Source organism: Streptomyces sp. NPDC002623 (assembly GCF_053592635.1).
In genome coordinates this window covers 39,449-57,793 of record NZ_JBSFWB010000004.1, presented here as the reverse complement: position 1 = coordinate 57,793, position 18,345 = coordinate 39,449, and the positions used below count along the sequence as shown (strand labels likewise).

Annotated in this window: 21 protein-coding genes; 16 read left to right on the top strand and 5 right to left on the bottom strand. The window is 70.1% G+C overall.

Annotated elements, in window-relative coordinates; translation table 11 throughout:
* Positions 1-36 precede the first annotated feature (36 nt).
* The 3 genes from ACWD4O_RS08320 (at position 37) to ACWD4O_RS08310 (ending at position 3,494) form a co-directional block, all read left to right on the top strand.
* Positions 37-1,752 (top strand): lysyl oxidase family protein, encoded by a 1,716-nt coding sequence (locus ACWD4O_RS08320; protein WP_451278647.1) that lies wholly within the window; start codon positions 37-39, stop codon positions 1,750-1,752.
* 107 nt (positions 1,753-1,859) lie between these two features.
* Positions 1,860-2,375 (top strand): hypothetical protein, encoded by a 516-nt coding sequence (locus ACWD4O_RS08315; RefSeq protein ID WP_451278645.1) that lies wholly within the window; start codon positions 1,860-1,862, stop codon positions 2,373-2,375.
* A 177-nt stretch (positions 2,376-2,552) separates the two neighbouring features.
* Entirely contained in the window at positions 2,553-3,494 is a 942-nt protein-coding gene (locus tag ACWD4O_RS08310; RefSeq protein ID WP_451278643.1) for a helix-turn-helix transcriptional regulator, read from the top strand.
* Here ACWD4O_RS08310 and ACWD4O_RS08305 read toward each other — a convergent pair.
* Positions 3,469-4,287 (bottom strand): lipase family protein, encoded by an 819-nt coding sequence (locus ACWD4O_RS08305; RefSeq protein ID WP_451278641.1) that lies wholly within the window; start codon positions 4,285-4,287, stop codon positions 3,469-3,471. The genes ACWD4O_RS08310 and ACWD4O_RS08305 overlap by 26 nt on opposite strands.
* Positions 4,288-4,631: 344 nt before the next feature.
* Here ACWD4O_RS08305 and ACWD4O_RS08300 point away from each other — a divergent pair, with 344 nt between their 5' ends.
* Positions 4,632-6,032, top strand: a complete 1,401-nt coding sequence (locus ACWD4O_RS08300) for an LCP family protein (protein ID WP_451278639.1) — start codon at positions 4,632-4,634, stop codon at positions 6,030-6,032.
* 223 nt (positions 6,033-6,255) lie between these two features.
* Here the strand turns inward: ACWD4O_RS08300 and ACWD4O_RS08295 are convergent, their stop codons facing one another.
* Positions 6,256-7,479: a sensor histidine kinase gene (locus ACWD4O_RS08295; protein ID WP_451278637.1), complete on the bottom strand. Its 1,224-nt coding sequence runs from the start codon at positions 7,477-7,479 to the stop codon at positions 6,256-6,258.
* A 193-nt stretch (positions 7,480-7,672) separates the two neighbouring features.
* Here ACWD4O_RS08295 and ACWD4O_RS08290 point away from each other — a divergent pair, with 193 nt between their 5' ends.
* From ACWD4O_RS08290 to ACWD4O_RS08260, 7 genes are all read left to right on the top strand, one after another.
* Entirely contained in the window at positions 7,673-8,263 is a 591-nt protein-coding gene (locus ACWD4O_RS08290) for a MarR family winged helix-turn-helix transcriptional regulator (protein ID WP_451278635.1), read from the top strand.
* Positions 8,260-8,526, top strand: a complete 267-nt coding sequence (locus tag ACWD4O_RS08285) for a hypothetical protein (protein ID WP_351905955.1) — start codon at positions 8,260-8,262, stop codon at positions 8,524-8,526. The genes ACWD4O_RS08290 and ACWD4O_RS08285 overlap by 4 nt, the downstream gene beginning before the upstream one ends.
* 255 nt (positions 8,527-8,781) lie before the next feature.
* On the top strand, positions 8,782-9,189 hold the full coding sequence (locus ACWD4O_RS08280) for a hypothetical protein (RefSeq protein ID WP_451278633.1): 408 nt from the start codon (positions 8,782-8,784) through the stop codon (positions 9,187-9,189).
* Positions 9,190-9,333: 144 nt separating this feature from the next.
* Positions 9,334-9,918, top strand: coding sequence for a TetR/AcrR family transcriptional regulator (locus tag ACWD4O_RS08275; RefSeq protein WP_451278631.1), 585 nt, complete (start codon positions 9,334-9,336; stop codon positions 9,916-9,918).
* Positions 9,919-9,997: 79 nt separating this feature from the next.
* Complete coding sequence (locus ACWD4O_RS08270) at positions 9,998-11,353, top strand: MFS transporter (protein ID WP_451278629.1); 1,356 nt, start codon at positions 9,998-10,000, stop codon at positions 11,351-11,353.
* Between the two features lie 41 nt (positions 11,354-11,394).
* A complete protein-coding gene (locus tag ACWD4O_RS08265) occupies positions 11,395-12,153 on the top strand; it encodes an SDR family NAD(P)-dependent oxidoreductase (RefSeq protein WP_451278627.1) in 759 nt (252 codons plus the stop codon).
* 322 nt (positions 12,154-12,475) lie between these two features.
* A complete protein-coding gene (locus tag ACWD4O_RS08260; RefSeq protein WP_451278625.1) occupies positions 12,476-13,381 on the top strand; it encodes a DMT family transporter in 906 nt (301 codons plus the stop codon).
* 36 nt (positions 13,382-13,417) lie between these two features.
* Here ACWD4O_RS08260 and ACWD4O_RS08255 read toward each other — a convergent pair whose 3' ends face one another.
* Entirely contained in the window at positions 13,418-13,555 is a 138-nt protein-coding gene (locus tag ACWD4O_RS08255) for a hypothetical protein (RefSeq protein WP_451278623.1), read from the bottom strand.
* Between the two features lie 172 nt (positions 13,556-13,727).
* Between ACWD4O_RS08255 and ACWD4O_RS08250 the strand changes: the two genes are divergently transcribed.
* Positions 13,728-14,054: a hypothetical protein gene (locus tag ACWD4O_RS08250; protein ID WP_451278621.1), complete on the top strand. Its 327-nt coding sequence runs from the start codon at positions 13,728-13,730 to the stop codon at positions 14,052-14,054.
* A 61-nt stretch (positions 14,055-14,115) separates the two neighbouring features.
* Here ACWD4O_RS08250 and ACWD4O_RS08245 read toward each other — a convergent pair whose 3' ends face one another.
* Positions 14,116-14,886 (bottom strand): helix-turn-helix domain-containing protein, encoded by a 771-nt coding sequence (locus ACWD4O_RS08245; RefSeq protein ID WP_451278619.1) that lies wholly within the window; start codon positions 14,884-14,886, stop codon positions 14,116-14,118.
* 185 nt (positions 14,887-15,071) lie between these two features.
* Between ACWD4O_RS08245 and ACWD4O_RS08240 the strand changes: the two genes are divergently transcribed.
* From ACWD4O_RS08240 to ACWD4O_RS08225, 4 genes are all read left to right on the top strand, one after another.
* A complete protein-coding gene (locus ACWD4O_RS08240; protein ID WP_451278617.1) occupies positions 15,072-15,533 on the top strand; it encodes a DUF6415 family natural product biosynthesis protein in 462 nt (153 codons plus the stop codon).
* A 154-nt stretch (positions 15,534-15,687) separates the two neighbouring features.
* Positions 15,688-16,797, top strand: a complete 1,110-nt coding sequence (locus ACWD4O_RS08235) for a radical SAM protein (protein WP_451278615.1) — start codon at positions 15,688-15,690, stop codon at positions 16,795-16,797.
* Positions 16,798-16,801: 4 nt separating this feature from the next.
* Positions 16,802-16,942, top strand: coding sequence for a hypothetical protein (locus ACWD4O_RS08230; protein ID WP_451278613.1), 141 nt, complete (start codon positions 16,802-16,804; stop codon positions 16,940-16,942).
* Positions 16,943-17,029: 87 nt separating this feature from the next.
* Positions 17,030-17,845: an aminoglycoside phosphotransferase gene (locus ACWD4O_RS08225; RefSeq protein ID WP_451278611.1), complete on the top strand. Its 816-nt coding sequence runs from the start codon at positions 17,030-17,032 to the stop codon at positions 17,843-17,845.
* Here the strand turns inward: ACWD4O_RS08225 and ACWD4O_RS08220 are convergent.
* Positions 17,835-18,263: a GtrA family protein gene (locus tag ACWD4O_RS08220; RefSeq protein WP_451278609.1), complete on the bottom strand. Its 429-nt coding sequence runs from the start codon at positions 18,261-18,263 to the stop codon at positions 17,835-17,837. The two genes, ACWD4O_RS08225 and ACWD4O_RS08220, sit on opposite strands and share 11 nt — an antisense overlap.
* Positions 18,264-18,345 lie beyond the last annotated feature (82 nt).

Here is an 18,345-nt window from a genome sequence, read left to right as displayed (position 1 = left end):
ATGCCACTGACCATGGCACTCGCAGACGAGGAACCGATGACCAGACAGCACCATCGCAAGGGCCTTCAGCGTGCGGCGTTCGCCGCGGGGGCCGCGCTCACCGTCGTCGCCGTCGCCGGGGCCGCTCCCGGCGCCGGTGCGGCGCCCGCGAGCACACCCGGCGTGCCGAAGCTCAAGCTCGTCGCCGCTTCGAAGTCCGTGATCCTCGACCGGTACGAGTGGGAGGGCGGGTTCAACCTCGACTTCGACCTCGGCACCTACGTCACGGTCGACAACGCGCCCCTCGAGTTCAAGGTGACGCGCAAGTCGTACAAGGACCCGGTCGTCGCCCAGCAGATCCTGCGCGACGGGTCGAAGGTGAAGACGAAGACGCTGCCCGCCGGCACCGTCAAGGACTTCAGCGGGCTGCCCGGCTTCCTGGAGGTGTCCGTCAAGGACGCGTCCGGGGCCGAGGTGCAGAAGACCACGGGCGCGTTCTGTCCCAACAACGCCTCCGGGCGGCTGCGTCCGGACGCCCCGGCGACCTCGCACTATCCGGAGAGCTGCCCCACCAACCCCTTCACGCTCGGCTCGGTGTGGGGCGTCGAGAAGGGCTGGGCGGCCAACACCACCGCCGTCGACTACGACCGGCAGATCGACCTGCCCGCGGGCGAGTACACGGCCCAGGTGTCGGTCGCGAAGAAGTACCGCGACCTGTTCGGGATCCCGAACGACCAGCAGACCATCAAGGTGACGGTCCGGCAGTACGACGACGGAGGGGAAGGCGGCGAGGGCGGCGTCGGCATGCGCTCGTCGATGTCGTCCTCTTCGTCGTCGGCCCATGGCGGGCACGGCGGGCACTCCGCCGGAGCCATGGGGGCGCCCGGGGCCAACCACCACTACGGCCCCCGCGGCGCGGACGCCCCCACCCCCTCCGCGCTCTCCCACGCCCTGGAGGACCGCGGTCTCGCCCACCACCTCGGCGACGGCGCCGGTCACACCGACGGCTCCCGGATCGCGCCCGGGCTGAAGGCCAACGCCAAGCGGCCCACCGGCCGGGCGGGCCTCCCGGCCAACGTGCCCAAGCCGGACCTGCGTTCGCTCCCGGCCTGGGACATCGCCGTCACCGACGGCGAGGACGGCGACGCGCCCGGCAAGGACTACCTCGCCTTCAGCGCCAACGTCTGGAACGCGGGCCCCGCCCCGCTCGTCGTGGACGGCTTCCGCAAGCCCGGCGCCGACCTGATGGACTCGTACCAGTACTTCTACGACGCCGCCGGCAAGCAGATCGGCTACACCCCGGCCGGCACCATGGAGTGGGACCCGCGCATCGGCCACGAGCACTGGCACTTCACGGACTTCGCCAGCTACCACCTGCTGTCCGCGGACCAGAAGGACATCGTGAAGAGCGGCAAGGAGGCCTTCTGCCTGGCCAACACCGACGCCGTCGACTACACGGTGAAGAACGCCAACTGGCACCCCTACAACACCGATCTGTCGACCGCCTGCGGCCAGCAGAACTCCATCTCCGTGCGCGAGGTCCTCGACGTCGGCTCCGGTGACACGTACACCCAGTACCGTCCCGGCCAGTCCTTCGACATCACCGACCTGCCGAACGGCACCTACTACATCCAGGTCGTCGCCAACCCGGCGAACCGCCTCCAGGAGACCAGCACCAAGAACAACGTCTCCCTCCGCAAGGTCGTCCTCGGCGGTACCCAGGGCGCCCGCACGGTGTCGGTCCCGCCGGTCGGCCTGATCAACGCCCCGTAACCGACCCGCCTCACCCAGCCCCACGGCCCCGGCCCGCCCGCGCGGACCGGGGCCGTTCCGCGGGAATCCGCTGGACAGCCCCACTGACCTGCTGCGACGCTCCACCCGTGTCTCCGGCTCTGGTCGACCTTCTTGCCTCCGCCGCCCTGACCGCCCGCCTCGGCCCCGTGTATGTCGGCGCGCCCTGGGCGGCCGTCACGGCGGCCCTCGGCGCCGACCCCAGCGAGATCGGCTACCCGACACGCCCGCGCAGCCGCCTGCCCCGGCTCTACGGATACGGCGACCTGGAGATATTCGTCTGCCGGTGCCGCGAGGTGCGACTGGTGAGCCTTCCGACCTGGCGCGAGACGGTGGACCTGCCGCCGGAGCTCACCGACGGGACGGGCTCCTTCCCCGGCGCCCCGTCCTACGCGGACGTCGTCACGGCGCTGGAGCGGGCCGGCTGCCCCTGGGAGCCCCACCCCACGCTCACCTTCGGCGACCAGCGCACACTCCGGATCCCCCCGACCTCCGCCGCGTTCACCTTCGTCGTCCCGGCGGGCGGCGAGCCGTCGCTGCACTCCCTGGGCCTGCCGGACAACGGACACGAGTGCCCGCCGTCCCAGGACCGCCGAAAGCTGTGACCACCCCCGCGCGTCACATTTCTCGGCGGCCCGGGACTGTGAGCGGCCGGGACCGAGTCTGCCCGGTCGACCAGGGGTGAGGGAGGGGCCGGACGGGCCTCTGGTTCACAATGCTGCGGCATGCATCCGCTGAGCCTGCCGGGAACGGCTGAGCCTGCCGGGAAAGGTCGAGAGGTCTTGAACAGACGCACCGAACTCCGCGCCTTCCTTCGCTCCAGGCGCGCCCGGCTGCGCCCGGCCGATGTGGGTCTGCCGACGTTCGGCGGGCTGCGCCGGGTCCCCGGGCTGCGGCGCGAGGAGTTGGCGCAGCTCGCCGGGGTCGGCGTCGACTACTACATACGGCTGGAGCAGGGCCGCAACCACAAGGTCTCCGGCACGGTGCTCGACGCCGTGGCCCGTGCCCTGCGCCTGGACGAGCTGGAGCGCGTCCATCTGCACCACCTCGCCCGCCCCGACCGCCGACAGCCGCCCGCCGCGGACCGCGTGTCGGAAGGGGCGCAGTGGCTGCTGGACAACATGCCGGACACGGCGGCGTTCATCATGGGCCGCCGGACGCAGGTGCTGGCGTGGAACCGCCCGGCGTCGAAGATCTTCCTCGACTTCGACCCCGTGCCCGAGCGCAACCTGGCCCTCCTGGTGTACCGACAGCCCGCCATCCGGCAACTGGTGCTCGACTGGCCGGTCCTGGCGCGCAACGTCGTCGCCTGGCTGCGCCTGGAGGTGGGCCGCCATCCCGAGGACGAGGAGACGAACGCGTTCATTGCGGAACTCGCCTCGGAAGAGCCCGACTTCCTGCGGCTGTGGAACGAACAGGACGTCGTCGACCCCATGCACGGCACGTACCGTCTCCGGCACCCGCTGCTGGGCGAGCTCACCTCCACCTTCCGGACCCTGCTCCTCCCCGAGGACCCGGACCAGCTGCTGATCGTCTACGCGCTCGAGCCCGGTCCCGCCGGACCGGCACCCGAGGCGACGGACGCGGCGGACGTGATCCGCAATCCGCCGCCGGGTCACGGGCCGGTGCAACCGGGCTGCTGCCCCACCCACGACATCGCCGTCTTCATCGTGCAGGGAGGTTCCGCTCCGGGTCCCGCTACAGATTCCGCTCCAGCAACGTGACGTACGTGTCCATGAAGTGGTCGCGCACGCCGTCCGACGCGGGCGCGAAGGGATCGGCCGTCGAGCCCTTGACCTTGTCGGCGAGGAGTCCCAGCGCCGGCATACGGTCGTGGAGCTTGCCGGCGGCGTCGAAGTAGCGGACCGCGTCGACGTGCTGGAAGGCGGGCGCGGGCGGGACCTGCGGGACGATGTCGTTGTTGTTGACGAAGCGGAACGTGCGGCCCTTGAGCGCGGTGTCGTAGGCCTTGGCCAGGTCGCGGTCGCAGGTGCGCGGCTGGCCGTAGGTGTAGACGCCGTGCGGGACGAGGTTGGGGGCCTCGAAGTGCATGCGCGCCCCCGACAGCATGGCGAGCGCCCCGCCGAGGCTGTGGCCGGTGAACCAGACCGTCTGCCCGTCGTCCTTGAACTCGGCGACCGTGTCACGGACCTGCGGATGGACGACGTCCAGCGCCCGGTGGAAGCCGTAGTGCACGAACCCCTTCCGCGCCGGGCCGGGCACGGGCGGGGTGTTGACGTCGCTCAGCCAGTCGCGCAGGTTCAGCGGCTCCGTGCCGCGGAACGCCACCAGGACCATCCGGTCGCTCCCGGCGACGTACGCCTGGGTGTCGTCGATCGGGAACGGCATGGTGTGCGGCGAGGAGACGTGGCGGAAGCGGTCGAAGCCCCAGGAGCGGGCGAGGTCCTCGGCCTCCTCCGGTGACCTGTAGGCGGCGCGGGCGGCCTCGGCCAGCCAGTAGGCGTGGGCGACGGAGTAACCGGAGGCCGAGTGGTCGAGGGGCGTGGGGGCAGCCACGGGTGGAGCCTTCCGACGAACGGGTGGGGGCAAGGGGGGACGCACACGGGTGGTGGGTGCGCGTTCGTCGATCCTTGCCGTCCGGTTCTCATGGGCCGTGTTGCGACGTGGGGCGGACGGCGGGCGTGTGAGGGCAGTTCGGGGGCGCGCGGGGGCAACCCTTGTGTGTCTCCGTGAGTCTCCTGAGTCGCCAGTGCTTCTCGGACGTATTCCTACACGCATGTAGGGTTCCGTCGTTCGGCGGTGACCAACGCCGACGATCCGAGCACGGTGTACGGGGTGAGACGGCCGAAGCGGAGGGGCGAGCGCCGGTGAGCGGAACGAGAAGGCGTGGACGGCCTGCGGTGGAGGCGACGTCCGGCCGGGGGAACAGGGGCAGGGCGGCCGGAGCCAAGGGCGGCGGCGGCACGCGGCTGACCAGGCGCGGGCGGATCCTCGCGTGGAGCGCGGGCGTGACCTCCGTCGTCGTCCTCGGGATGGGCGGGGTCGGGGCCTGGGTCTACAACGACCTGAACAACAACATCAACTCGGCCGATGTGGACGACAAGTTGGGCAAGGACCGCCCGGTCAACCTGAGTCCCGGCTCGAAGAACATCATGATCGTCGGTTCCGACAGCCGCGACGGCGCCAACGCCAAGTACGGCAAGGACCTGACCACCATGCAGTCGGACACGCTGATGGTGCTGCACATACCGGCCGACCGTAAGTGGGCCTCGGTCGTGTCCTTCCCGCGCGACTCGTGGGTGGAGATACCCGGTTGCGAGAAGGGCGACGGCGACTCGTCCTCCCTGCACCACGCCAAGATCAACGAGGCGTTCGCGATCGGCGGCAGCAACGGCAAGGTCGCCGAGGCCGCCGCCTGCTCCATCAAGACCGTCGAGTCCAACACCGGTCTGCGCATAGACCACTTCATGTCGGTCGACTTCTCCGGCTTCAAAGGCATGGTCGACGCGCTGGAGGGCATCGAGGTCTGTCCCGAGCAGGCCATCCGCTCCGAGAAGGCCAACCTGAACATCGACGCCGGCTGCCAGACCGTCAAGGGCGAGGTGGCGCTCGGCTACGTCCGCGCCCGCTACGGCGTCGGCGACAACTCCGACATCGGACGCATCGGCCGCCAGCAGGAGTTCATGGACGCCCTGGCCAAGAAGGCCAAGTCCAAGCTCTCCAGCCCGAGCGCGATGCTCGGCTTCCTGCAGTCCGCCACCAAGTCGCTGACGACCGACCCCGACATGGCCGGCATCCAGCCGCTGACCGGGCTCGCCAACGAGCTCAAGGGGATACCGAGCGACCGGCTGAGCTTCCTGACCGTGCCCAACTACGGGCGCGAGGCCGACCAGCCCACCGACAGGGCCAACGTCGTCTGGCAGTACCCGCAGGCCGCGAACCTGTTCACCTCCCTGGCCAAGGACAAGGAGGTCACCAAGGCGCAGTTGGACGCGTTGAAGAAGAACGTGGTGTACGCCTCCTCCGTGAAGGTCCAGGTCCTCAACGGCACCGGGGTCTCCGGACGCGCCGCCGACGTCGCCGAGAAGTTGAAGAAGGCCGGCTACACCGTCACCGGCACGGGCAACGCGCCCACGACGGTGACGAAGACGACCGTCACCTACCCGACCGGTCTCGACGCCAAGGCCGCCGTCCTCGCCTCCCGACTGCCCGGCCTGCAGCCGACGGCGGACAGTTCGGCCGCGGCGGACGTCATCACCCTGGTCGTGGGGCCGGAGTTGAAGGTCGACGACGTCGCCTGATCACGGCTGCTCATCGGTGGCCATCCGTGGTCAACGGTGGTCAACGGCACCCCGAAGGTGGGGTAAGCTTGATCTTGAGCCGGTCACCGGGAAACAAAAACGGTGAACGTCCTCTGCGTTGGTCGTCCAAGGAAAGATGCCCCGCTTCCTGCGGGGAGATGCAGGTGCAAGGCCTGCCCGGCGCTCCATAGAGAACGAGATCGAGAACGAGTCCCATCCCGTGTCAGGCGGGGTGGGACTCGTTCTTTTGCCCTGTGCACAGGGGCAGTTCGGTGACCACCTCGTAGCCGCCGCCGGGCCGGTGCCCCGTCCGGACCCGCCCGCCCGCCGACCGGGCCCGCTCCCGCATCCCCATGAGCCCGTACCCGGCCGATCCGGCCGCGGTCGACGACTTCGGGCGGGCACTCCCGTCGTCCGTGACGGTGACCGCCAGTCGGTCCCCCGCGTACACGATCCGCACCTCGGCCGTACTGGCTCCCGCATGCTTGGTGACGTTGGTGAGGGCCTCCTGCACGATCCGATACGCCGTGAGTTCCGCGCCGGCGGTGAGCGGACCGGGCTCGCCCTCGGTGTGCAGCGTCACGTCGAGACCGGCTCCCTTGAAGGAGGCGGCCAGGAGGGGGAGCTGGTCGATCCCCGGGGTGGGGGAGGTGCCGGTGGCCGACTGTTCGGCATCCCCGGCCTGCCGCAACAGGCCGACGGTGGCCTTGAGTTCGCGCAGCGCCGACGCGGTGGTGCCGGTCAGGTCCGCGGTGAGACGGGCGGCTTCCTCCGGGCGGGCGGGGAGATGCCGGGCGAGGGCCCCGGCCTGCAGTCCGGCCAGGACGAGGTGATGGGCGACGACGTCGTGCAGATCACGGGCGATGCGCATGCGCTCCTCGGCGACCCGACGGCGCGCCTCTTCCTCCCGGGTGCGTTCGGCGTCCTCGGCGCGGGCCTGGACGGCGTCCAGATAGGCGGCGCGCAGCCGGGTCACCGTGCCCAGCGAGGTGGGCAGCAGCAGCCAGGCGGTGGGACCGAGCAGCTTGAGCACCAGCGGTTCGCCGACCGGCCCGGCGAACAGACCGGTGCCGACGAGCACGGCGATGCAGGTGAGGGCGAAGGTGTTGGCGGTCCTGCGGTCGGTGGCGACGGCGAGCGAGTACAGGGCGGTCATGAGCGGCGCGAGCAGCAGCACCGTGAGCAGGTATCCGAGCGCGGAGGCGGCCACCGCGCAGACGAGGGTCACGGCGACCGTGCCGCGGGGGCGGTCGCGACGCCGGACCAGCGCCGCGCACGAGACCGCCGCCAGCACCACGCCGGGCCACCAGGGGACGTCCAGGTCCTGACCGGGGAACGTGATCACACTCCCGGGGAACGAACAGGCGAAGAGGGCCACGGCGACGGCCGCGTCGGGGACTCTGGGGGCCTTGGGGGGTCTGGGCGGCCGGGCGGTCGGGGAGGGCATGGGGGACGCTCCTGCTGCTTCAGGCACTGGTTCTCACTCTTCGACTCTTCGTTGCTTAAGTTAGGCAACCAGATTGAGCTTACTTAAGTCAAGCAACGATCGACCCGGGCCGCGCCGGCGTGGGTGGGGGTGCGGGGGTGAGGCTGCTGCGAGGATCTTGCTTGAGTTTGGCAAGTATCTGTACTGTGAAGTAATGCCCACACCGCCACCCGCACCACAGGTCTCCGCAGCGCAGGTCTCCGCAGACGTGATCACGATCGAGCGCGCCCTGACCCGCATCACGTACCTCGCCGGTCGCGCCCGCCAGCACGAACGGCTGATGTCCCTCGTCGGACTTCCGCTGGACCGGGCCGCCGTGGCGATCCTGCGTCACCTGGCCACGGACGAGCTGCTGCGGCCGGGCGTGCTCGCCGTCCGCCTGTCCGTGGAGGCGTCCCATGTCACGCGTCAGCTCAGGCAGCTGGAGAAGTCCGGCTTCGTGGTGCGCGTCCCTGACCCCGACGACCGTCGCGCCCAGCTCATCCGGCTCACGGAAGAGGGCCGGACGGCAGTGACACGAGTCCGTGACGCGGGCCTGCTGGGCATGCAGGCCGCCCTGGTCGACTGGGCCCCGGATGACCTCCACCACCTCGCAACCCTCTTCGACCGCATGGTCTCCGACTTCGTGGCCCAGGTGGAGGTCCCGGTGGAGGGGGCGAGGGGGACGGTGACGGGTACGGGGGCAGGGACGGCGAGGGCCGGGACGGGGACGGCGGGGGCCGGGACGGGGACGGCGGGGGCGTGATCGGCGCATACGCCATTACCTTGGATAAAACCTCAACAGCCGTTGGTGCGGGAGTTGTCGGCGGTAACGTCGTCCGCATGAGCCACGAAGTGAGTATTGATCGCGCACCGGCGGCCGAGGGCGGCATTCAGATCACCGTCAGCCTTTCCTCCACCGTTCTGGCAAAACTCCACAAGGACGGTTCCTGGACGGAGAAGATCGGCGAAGGTCAGGTCACGGGCGACGGACCGGCCATCGCCCAGATCGAGTTCAAGGTCCCGTAAAGCCGAGCCGCCGGTAATTGCCGCGACGGATCTTCCGGACCGTGTCAATGTGACGGCGTGACGGAGACCGGAACGGCAGACATATTCGCGCCCGGAAGCGGCGCCCGGGCCTACGGTCCCTATCCGTACCGGGTGCGCGCGCGAGGGCGAGGGCGCAGCGGGGTGGTCCTGTGGATCGCCGGGCGGGACGACGAACCGGACCGCGTACTCGCTCTACCTGCGGAATCGGGCGCCGGCCCACAGGTGCCACTGTTCGTGACCGTCCGGCAGGCGCGGGCGTACACGAGCCGACGAGGCCGTAGGCCGGACGTTTTCGAGCCGGAGGTGCTGGAGCTGGCCCGGGTCCAGCACTGGCTCGAGGATCCGGCCCGCCGAAAACTCCCACCGGGCGCGGTGCTGGACGCATGGAATTTCTTCGAGGACCTGGCCCGAGGACTCGACGCGCCGCATGAACTTCCCTGCCAGGAAGAGCCGCACAACAGCGCCTACGAGAAACTGTTCGGCGGAGAGTCCGCCGAATGGACTCCCGACGAACAGGGCGCCGTAATGGAGTTGCTCACGGCGGGCGTGGAGTTGTGGAATTCCTGCCCGGTGGTGGTGAATCCACGCGCCGCGCGGAATCGCGCCGACTTGCGCTCCAACTCACGCGCCGACTCACGCTGAGGGCTGGGGTGAATCCAGGGGCTCGGGCTCTTCGGGGCGGGCCCGACTGGCGCGTGCATCGGCCCGAGGGGGGAGGGGGCGTCGTACGTGCCGCCGCCCCCCTTTATTTGACTGAACGTTCTGGATACGCCTATGTTCTGCGACGTGGCCAGGACCAAGGAATTCGATCCGGACGCCGCGCTGCAGTCGGCCCTTGAGCTGTTCTGGCGGTGCGGCTACGAAGCGACGTCGGTGGCGGACCTCGTCGAGCACCTCGGCATCGGCCGCGCCAGCATCTACGCGACCTTCGGCAGCAAGCACGAGCTGTATCTGAAGGCCATGGACCGGTATGCCGAGATGCGCGACCCGTTCCTCCTGGCCGAGCTGTCCCAGCCGGGTCCCGCACTGCCCGCGGTGCGGGCGGTGGTGCGCCGCTTCGCGGCGGAAGCCGCCTCCCCGGAAGGGCGGCTGAACGGCTGCTTCGTCACCAATACCGCGGCCGAGCTGGCCCCGCACGATCCTGCGGCGGCCCGCCGGGTGGAGATCAGCTGGGAGCACCTCGAGACCCTGCTGCACTCCTCGCTCGTGCGGGCCCGGGCCCAGGGCGAGCTTCCCGAGGACCGTGATCCACGCGCGCTGGCCCGCATGCTGCTCGTCCTGCTGCAGGGTGTGCGGATCGTCGGCAAGGCGTCGGGCGATTCCGCCCGGGTGCGGGACGCGGCCGAGCAGGCGCTGGCCCTGCTGGACTGAATCACACTCGCGGGAGCCGATGGGGCTCCCTTTCGCATGCCCAAATAATGAACCGATCGGTCAAATATCAGGGGGAGACATGACCGCCACGGGCGCCGCCCGCGTCGTTGCCGTGCGGCACCGATGTGCCTTCGTCCTCCTCTGCGGCGTCCAGACCACGCTGATCTTCACGCTCGCCGTGATCGCCGTACCGTTGCCCCGCATCGGGCGCGAATTCGGCCTGGACCGGGCCGACCTGATCCTGCTGAGCGCCGCCTATGGGCTGACCTTCGCCGGGCTGGTGCTGTTCGGCGGACGCCTCGCCGACCGCTACGGAGGGCGGCGCGCCCTCACCGCGGGCCTTGCCCTGTTCGCCGCCGCCTCGGCCGCCGCACCGCTCGCCCCCGGCATCGGGGCCCTGCTCGCGGCGCGCTTCGCGCAGGGCGCGGGCGCGGCCCTCGTCGCGCCGGCCGCCATGGCCGTGCTGCGCGCCGTCTTCCCCTCCCCCGCCGCATACGGCAGGGCGATGGCCACCTGGGGCGGGCTCTCGGTGCTCGGCGCGACCGCGGGCAATCTGCTGTCCGGCGTCATCTCGGCGTTGCTCTCCTGGCGTTGGACCTTCGCCGTGCCGCTCGTGGTGGCGATCGCGGCCCTGGCCCTCACCCCCCGGCTGCTGCCGGACACCGCGTCGAGCCGGGGCAGGACCCTCGACCTGCCGGGTGCCCTGCTCGCCACACTCGGGATCACCCTCGCCAGCTACGGGCTCGTCGTCACCGACGCCGAACCCTGGTCGTCGGCCCGGGTGCTGGTGCCGCTGCTCGGCGGGGCCGCGCTGCTGGCCGCGTTCTGGTACGTCGAGCGCCGGGCCCGCGACCCGCTGCTGCCACCCCGCTTCCTGCTCGACCGGCGGCGGGGCCTCGCCCTCACGGCCATCGCGCTGAGTGCCTGCGCGACCGCGATGACCTTCGTGGTTCTCTCACTGCACCTCCAGCAGGCGCGCGACTGGTCCCAGTTGCAGACCTCGGCGGCGTTCGTGCCGTTCGCCGTCGCGCTGATCGCCTCGGGCCGGACGGCCGGACCGCTCATCGGCCGGTACGGGGCCGGGACCGTCACGGCCGCCGGGCTGTCCACGGGCGCGGCCGGGCTCGCCCTCCTCGCGTTCACCGGGCTCGACGCGCAGACCCCGTACGCGTATGGCCTGCTGCCGGGTCTTGTGCTGCTCCCTGCCGGGACCGCGGCCTCCTTCGCGGGAGCCGCCGTGCTCGCCACCGAAGGTGTGCCGCAGCAGCAGACCGGGCTCGCGGGCGGCGTGCTCAACACCGCGATGGAGTTCGGCCCGACCGTCCTGTTCGCCTGCCTGCTCGCGCTCGGCGGCGACGCCAGGTCCCTGGCCGTGACCGGGGCCGCGCTCGCCGCCCTCGCCGTCGTGAGCTTCCTGGCCCACCGCACCGAGTAACCCGTCAACCCGTCAACCCGTCACTCAAGGGAGTCACCGCAATGAACCGCTTCACCGGCAAGACCGTCCTCGTCACCGGCGCAGGCTCCGGCCTGGGCCGCGCGATCGCGCTCGCCTTCGCCGCCGAGGGCGCGTCTGTGGTCGCCGCGGGACGCACCGAGGCCTCCCTGGACGAGACGGTCGCTCTCATCGAGGCCACCGGAGGCACGGCTGCCGCCGTCACCGCCGATGTCACCGACTCCGGCCGCCTCCGGAACCTCGTACGCGAGTGCGTCACCCGCTTCGGCGGACTGGACATCGCGATCAACAACGCCGGGATACTCCGCGCGACCGGACCCGTCGGAGAGGTGAGCGAGGAGGACTGGGAGGCGGTGCTGCGCACCAATGTCACCGGCGTCTGGCTGGCCATGAAGCACGAGATCGCCCACATGAAGGAGCACGGCGGCGGCACCATCGTCAACATCTCCTCCAACCTGGGCGCACACCTGCGGATCCCGAACGTCGCCGCGTACATCACCTCGAAGGCAGCGGTCTCCGCGCTGACCCGCGCCGCCGCTCTCGACCACATCCACCAGGGCATCCGCATCAACGCGGTCAGCCCCGGCGCCTCCGCCGCTCCCATGTCGCTGCGGCCCGGCGAGACGGACGCCGACCGGGCCGAGCGGGTGAAGACGGAGAACCCGCTCGGCCGGCTCGCGGCGGCCGAGGAGGTGGCGGCCGCGGTGCTCTACCTCGCCTCGCCCGCGGCCGGCGCGGTGGTAGGCACCGACCTGGTCATCGACAGCGGATCCTCGGCCTGACGGTTCGAAGACCGGGGCCCGGTTCCCGGAGGGGCACGAGCGCCGACTCGCAGGCGTCGTCGGCGGGAGGGGCCCCACGGCGGACGCAGGGTCAGGGGCGCGACTCTGGTCGTAAATTGTGATTTTTGTGGTGGGGGTCTGCGCTAGGGTCCCGATCATGAAGCCGTACTCCCTCGCAGTCCTGCCTCCGCCCGCCTTCTAGCGGGCGGCCCCACCGGATCTCCACTCCCTCCGCGCGTTCCTTGAAGGAGCCGCCGGAGCGGTGCCTGCTGCCCGCGTGCCGAGTCCACGCGCCGTCAGCGACCACCGACCGGAGTCATCCATGCGGGCTGCACCCTTACGTCCTCTGCTCTACATTTCCCTCGCCGCCACTTCCTGGGGCAGTGCCGGCGCCGCCGCCGCACTGCTCTACCGCACCAGTGGCCTCAGCCCGGTCGCGGTCTCCTGCTGGCGATTCGCCATCGGTGCCCTGCTGTTGCTCGCCGGGCGCGCTTTCCTCGCACCGGCCGTCGGCAAGGGGCGCGCCCGGCCGATCGCGCTGATGGCGACCGGCGTCCTGATGGCGGTCTTCCAGACCGGGTACCTGGCCGCTGTCGCCTTCGCCGGCCTGTCCGTCGGCACCGCAGTCGCGCTGGGCGCCGGGCCGGTCTTCACGGCCCTGGGCGCACGGCTCGTCTTCGGTGAGCGGGTGGGCCGTCGAGGCGCGCTCACCATCCTGCTCGCCCTCTGCGGGCTCGCCCTGCTGGCCTTCGGCACCGATGCCCGAGCAGGAGGCACCGAACCGCTGTGGGGATTCCTGTACGCGCTCGCCTCGGCGGCAGGATCGGCCGCGATCAACCTGCTGACCCAGGCTGAGGCACGGCGCGGCCGGGCCGGGCAGCCCTACGACCGCGCGCTGGCCGGCTTTGCCATCGGAGCAGTGTGCCTGCTGGTCACAGCGACGCCGTCCGGCGCGCTGTTGCCCGCCGACGAGGACGTCGTGACGTCGATCGCGTTGCTCGGATACCTGGGCGCGATCCCGACCGCGCTCGCCTACGCGCTGTTCTTCTCGGCACTGATGGCGGTCCGCGCCACCACCGTCTCCGTGGTGATGATGCTCGAACCGGTCGCGGCGCTCATCCTCGGCGTCACGCTGCTCGATGAGCGGCTCACCCTTGCCACTGCCTCAGGCTCGGCCCTACTGCTGTGCGCGGTCATGCTCCTGGCGAAGCAGGAGAGGGATCGGTAGCCCTGCCGACCGGGCCCAGGTATCGCGGGCGTCGGCTCATGCCGTGAGGGCCAGTGGGGGGTGGAGGTGGAGGGGGGTTGTGGGGGTGGGGGTGGTGAAGACGACCAGGCGGAGGAGGAGGAAGCGGGCGATGCCGGCCAGGGCGGACGCCGAGAGGTAGACCGACCTGGTCATCGACAGCGGATCCGCGGCCTGACGGCTCGAACCCCGGCTCCCGGTTCCCGGAGGGGCACGAGCGCCGACTCACGGGCGTCGCCGTTCGTGACCGTCCGGCCCGGTGGTGGTGAACCCCTGCTTGGTGAAAGGGTCCAACTTGCACTGAGGACTGCGCTGATCGGGGGAGACGATGGCAGAGCACTGGCCGGAAGGGCCTGCGGCCGATGAGGAGGCGGCGCGGAAGCGGTACGACGCCGACATGCGGGCGATGCGCGGGTCACTGCGCGACCTGTTCAGGGCCGACCTGACCGACGCGCACATCGGCCTGGGGATCGTCGTACTCGTCGGCGTCCTCGTGGGGCTTTTCGCGAGCCCGGTCGCGGGGGCCCTGGTGTTCGAGGCCTTCACCGCCCTGTTCCTGGCAACCGTGCTGGTCATCCGGCTCCAAGGCACCCGAGGACGGGAAACGGGGCGTCGGGCCTACCTCTTCACCTTCGGGTGGGGGCAGTTGTTCTGAGGGACCCTTTCGCCGCCCGACCGCGAGTGGGAGCGGGGGCTCGCGGCGAGCAGTTGTTCTCCTAGTCCGGTGTCCGGTTGTACCTGTCGAGGGCGGCCTTCGTCGTCGACGCGTCCAGGAGCCTCAGCTCCCAAGGGCCGGTGTTGACGTCGAACTCCTTGCCGAAGCCCACCCACTTGCCCGCCATGCGCCGTCCGGTGGGCTCGACGAGCATCTGCAGCGCGCCGAAATAGCGCGCGCCGCGGTAGTACCCGTCCGGTGCCGTCTGTTCCGTCCAGGTGCCGGTCACCGTGTTGCCCTCGACCTGGAGATCGAGGGTCAGCGGGCTGCTGGGGTTGAGTGAACCGTTCGGGAGGCTGCGGCCGGTGAGCCGGTTGCCGTGCTGGAGCAGGACCACGTGGTGCTTCCCGGTGAGAACCTGATCGCCCCGCCCGCTGGAGACGAACTCGTAGGTGCTCAGCCACACGCCGGAGTGGTTGCCGCGAGGGGCGGCCTGAGCGCCCGGGCTCGGCACGTTTCCGACTGCCGGGATGCCGACCGGCGAATCCTGGAGGTCATGGCCGCCTCGGCCGTCGTCCGAGACGCGGGCGAGGGTCGGGGTGGCGAAGCCGAGGGACTCGATCGGCAGGCCGGTCACGGCCTCCAGGGCGCGTGCGTACATCGGGCGAGGCGCGACGATCATGCCGCTCTCCCAGCGCTGCACGAGCCGCTTCGAAGCGTCGTTGGGCGTGCCCTGTAGTTGTCCGGCATTGCGGACGGCTCGCGCGAATTCGTCCTGACTCATGAGCAGCCCCATACGGACCGCGCGAAGGGTGCTGTTCGGTGTGGTCATGCGGACAACGGTAGCTCTTTGACGTCGTGAATGACACCGGAATGACGCCCCCGCTGACTTCGTAGGGACACCCCGTTTGCCGTCGCGCCACCATCCGTGACCGGGAGAACGTGAACGGTGACAGAGCAGACCTCGGGACCGCTGTCGGGGTCCGGGGCGTGGCCGACGTTTGAGGGAGCGGCAACTTGACGAACACAGTGGACTGCGATGGAGCCGCGAACGTCGCGAACTCCGAGGCGGAGATCCCGTCACCGGCCCAGGACTTCACTGCGATGCGTGCGGCGGCTGGCTGGTTTCTCGGCCAGGCGAGCCTGCCGCGATATCAGACAGTCCGGCTGTTCGCGCAGGACTTCACCGGCCACCTGGAGCAACTGATCCCGCAGGTCGAGCAGTTGGTCACTGAACGTGCCGAAGACGACGCGCAGGCGATGGTCGCGCTGGCCGCGATCCGTGAGGCCCGGCGGCGGCTCGGTCTCGTGGAGCAGCCGGGGCTCAGTGGAGAGGTGGAGCGCGTGAATCGGCTCGCGCGTTCGGTGATCGCACTCCGGGGGCACTACGACACTCTCACCGGCATGGGCCCCGCCGGCGTCGGCGGGCGGGTCCACAGCCGTTGCGCGGGCAGCACGAGTGGCCTGCCGCGCTGCTGACGGCCGTCCTGCCCCGGCGGGAGGGGCCCCACGGCGACCGCAGGGTCAGGGTCGCGACTGTCCACTGCCGAACTCTCGTAGGAGGACCTGCCGTGACCGGACCATCGGGCGCGCCAACTCAACCGTCTCCGGCGGAAAGGAGGAATGACGCACGATGCACACTCTGATCGCGTCGCCCTTCGGGACGACCAACGTCGTACTGCGTCGGGGCAGCACGAAGGCGATTCAGGTGGGGGATATCCGGTTCGCGGAGATCCGCGAGGCTGTGGATGAACACCGCGCGGTGCCCCGGTGGCTCGCCGACTCCGTTGCTTCGCACTGGGGCGTCGATCTGCATGGGCTGCCCGCTACGGACAATGTCCTGCTGCGCTTGCCCGGCCCGTACGGATTTACGCGGGCCACCTGGGAGATCAACCTTGGCTGCGACCTTGACTGCGAGATGTGTTACCTCGGTGAGAAACGCTTCGCGGGTCTCGACTGGGAAGGCAAGCGAAGGCTGCTGCACGTCATGCGGGATGTCGGCGTGATCTGGTTGCAGATCACGGGCGGCGAGCCGCTGATCGACCCCGACTTTCCGCTCGCGTACCGGCTCGCGCACGAATTGGGCATGCAGGTCGAGCTCCTGTCCAACGGAAGCCGTCTGCGCAACGAGAGGATTCTCGGCCTGCTCACCGACTGCCCTCCCTGCAAGCTGAGTCTCAGTGTGTACGGCGCGAGCGCGGACACCTACGACTCCGTCACACGACGCCGTGGGGCCTTCGACCGCTTCAGGGAGGGGTTGGGCAAGGCGGTCGTCGCCGGGTTGAACATCGACCTCAGCCTGATCATCGTGCGCCGCAACGCGCACGAGCAGGAGGCTATGCGCGCCTGGGCCGACCGGTTGGGCGTGCCGTACCGGGAGTACGCGAACATCTCACCGACGATTCACGGTACGAGTGAACCCCTGCCGTCGCAGTCCCCCGAACACCTCACTCAGCGGACACCGTTCCGTGGGTGCCCGGCCGGCCATTCCTTCTTTCACGCCGACCCGTTCGGACGGGCGTCCATCTGCAAGGTGGGGCGGAACCCGAACGTCGACCTGATCGCAGAAGGCGTCGAAGGTCTGGCCCGACTCGGCGGTATCGCCGATTTCCTCATGCTTCGCACCGGAGGATGCACTGGTTGCCTGTTGTCCGGCTCGTGCCGGGTGTGCAGGCCCATGGCGAAGGTACTCCAGGAGGCGAAGGCACCGCTCAAGAGCTACTGCCAACATGGAAGCAGGTGACCTCATGGCTGCTGTACTGGTCGAGATCGCGCCCCACCGGATCACCGTGGAGGAGGACCCGAACGCCGTCGTGCTTCTCGACGACGTCGACGCGCTCACCGCACGGACACTGCCGGGCTGCGGCGACGACAACCCGTACAACTGATCAAGCGCTGTGGGGTGGGGGCTTGCGAGCGAGCCGTCGCCCCACGGTGGCCTCCCGCCATTGCCTTTCCGTCCCTGGAGCAGACTCGTGGCAACTCATCGACTGGCCGAGATCCCCGCCGCCGTGGTCAAGGAGATCGAGGCGGTCGTCGGACCTGTGCGTGGGGTGGAGGTGGTCGCTGCCGGGTTCAACAGTGAGATCGCCGCGCGGCTGTTTCTCGATGAGGGGACAGTCTTTGTGAAGGGGCTGCGGCTCGATCATCCTCGGGTCTGGACTCAGCAGCGGGAGGCCGACGCCAACGCGTACACCGGTGGTCTTGCCCCGGTGCTGCGGTGGCGGATCAGGGCAGGGGGGTGGGATCTGCTCGGGTTCGAGGATCTTGGAGGGCGGCATGCCGACTACTCGCCCGGTTCGTCCGACCTGCTGTGCGTTCTGCGGGCCATGGAGCGGCTTGCCTCCGTTGCGACGTCCGGCGACATCGAACTCAAAGGTATGGCCGAGCGGATGAGTTCCTATGTCAGCGATCCGGACGACCTTCGACTCTTCGAGGGGGACGCCCTGCTGCACACCGACTGGAAGCCTGACAACGTCCTCATCGTGGAGGGGAGGGCCAGGGTCGTCGACTGGGCCTGGGCTTCTCGGGGGGCCGGGTGGATCGATCCGGCTCTGTGGGTGATCTGGCTTGTCGCCTCGGGGCACCGGGTTGCGGAGGCGGAGGGGCTTGCTGCGCTCCATCCTGCTTGGGCTGCTGCGTCGGCCTCCCATGTCGATGCCTTCGCGCGGGCTCAGCGGCGGCTGTGGGAGTCGATCGCTGACGGGGAACGGCCGGGGGACTGGACGTACGGGATGTGTGCGGCGGCTCGGGCCTGGGAGAGGCATCGCCGGCGTCGGCTCACGCCGTGAGGGCCAGTGGGGGGTGGAGGCGGAGGGGGGTTGCGGGGGTGGGGGTGGTGAAGACGACCAGGCGGAGGAGGAGGAAGCGGGCGATGCCGGCCAGGGCGGACGCCGAGAGGTAGACCGCCTGTTCCGTCAGCATGCTCGGGGACTGCTGGAGTGCGTGGAGGGTGAGGACCGCGATGCTCGTCGCCGCGTAGGCCGCTGCCGCCGAGCCCGCCGACTGCAAGTGCCGACGTCGGCCCGCGCGGCCGGTGCGGAAGGTGTAGCGGGCGTGGAGCTCCGTGCAGAGGAGGGTCGACGCGATGGTGATCAGGGCGTTCGCCAGGGTCCACGGCAGCTGGGTGGCCAGCACCGGGACCGCCAGGCTGCAGAGGACTCCGGTGCCGCCGCCGAAGACGACGAAGCGGATGAAGGAGGCGAACATGGCGAGGTCCTTCCGCAGCGAGTCGGTTGCTTAACTTAGGCAACTATAAAGCTATTGCTTGAGTTACGCAAGCAAGTTCTGG

Excerpts from the sequence above, each read along its gene's own strand:
- ACWD4O_RS08260 (WP_451278625.1), top strand. The coding sequence starts at position 12,476 with ATGCGGGCTGCACCCTTACGTCCTCTGCTCTACATTTCCCTCGCCGCC.
- ACWD4O_RS08320 (WP_451278647.1), top strand. The coding sequence starts at position 37 with ATGACCAGACAGCACCATCGCAAGGGCCTTCAGCGTGCGGCGTTCGCC.
- ACWD4O_RS08255 (WP_451278623.1), bottom strand. The coding sequence starts at position 13,555 with ATGACCAGGTCGGTCTACCTCTCGGCGTCCGCCCTGGCCGGCATCGCC.
- ACWD4O_RS08220 (WP_451278609.1), bottom strand. The coding sequence starts at position 18,263 with ATGTTCGCCTCCTTCATCCGCTTCGTCGTCTTCGGCGGCGGCACCGGA.
- ACWD4O_RS08290 (WP_451278635.1), top strand. The coding sequence starts at position 7,673 with ATGCCCACACCGCCACCCGCACCACAGGTCTCCGCAGCGCAGGTCTCC.
- ACWD4O_RS08235 (WP_451278615.1), top strand. The coding sequence starts at position 15,688 with ATGCACACTCTGATCGCGTCGCCCTTCGGGACGACCAACGTCGTACTG.
- ACWD4O_RS08245 (WP_451278619.1), bottom strand. The coding sequence starts at position 14,886 with ATGACCACACCGAACAGCACCCTTCGCGCGGTCCGTATGGGGCTGCTC.
- ACWD4O_RS08295 (WP_451278637.1), bottom strand. The coding sequence starts at position 7,479 with ATGCCCTCCCCGACCGCCCGGCCGCCCAGACCCCCCAAGGCCCCCAGA.
- ACWD4O_RS08250 (WP_451278621.1), top strand. The coding sequence starts at position 13,728 with ATGGCAGAGCACTGGCCGGAAGGGCCTGCGGCCGATGAGGAGGCGGCG.
- ACWD4O_RS08270 (WP_451278629.1), top strand. The coding sequence starts at position 9,998 with ATGACCGCCACGGGCGCCGCCCGCGTCGTTGCCGTGCGGCACCGATGT.
- ACWD4O_RS08265 (WP_451278627.1), top strand. The coding sequence starts at position 11,395 with ATGAACCGCTTCACCGGCAAGACCGTCCTCGTCACCGGCGCAGGCTCC.
- ACWD4O_RS08230 (WP_451278613.1), top strand. The coding sequence starts at position 16,802 with ATGGCTGCTGTACTGGTCGAGATCGCGCCCCACCGGATCACCGTGGAG.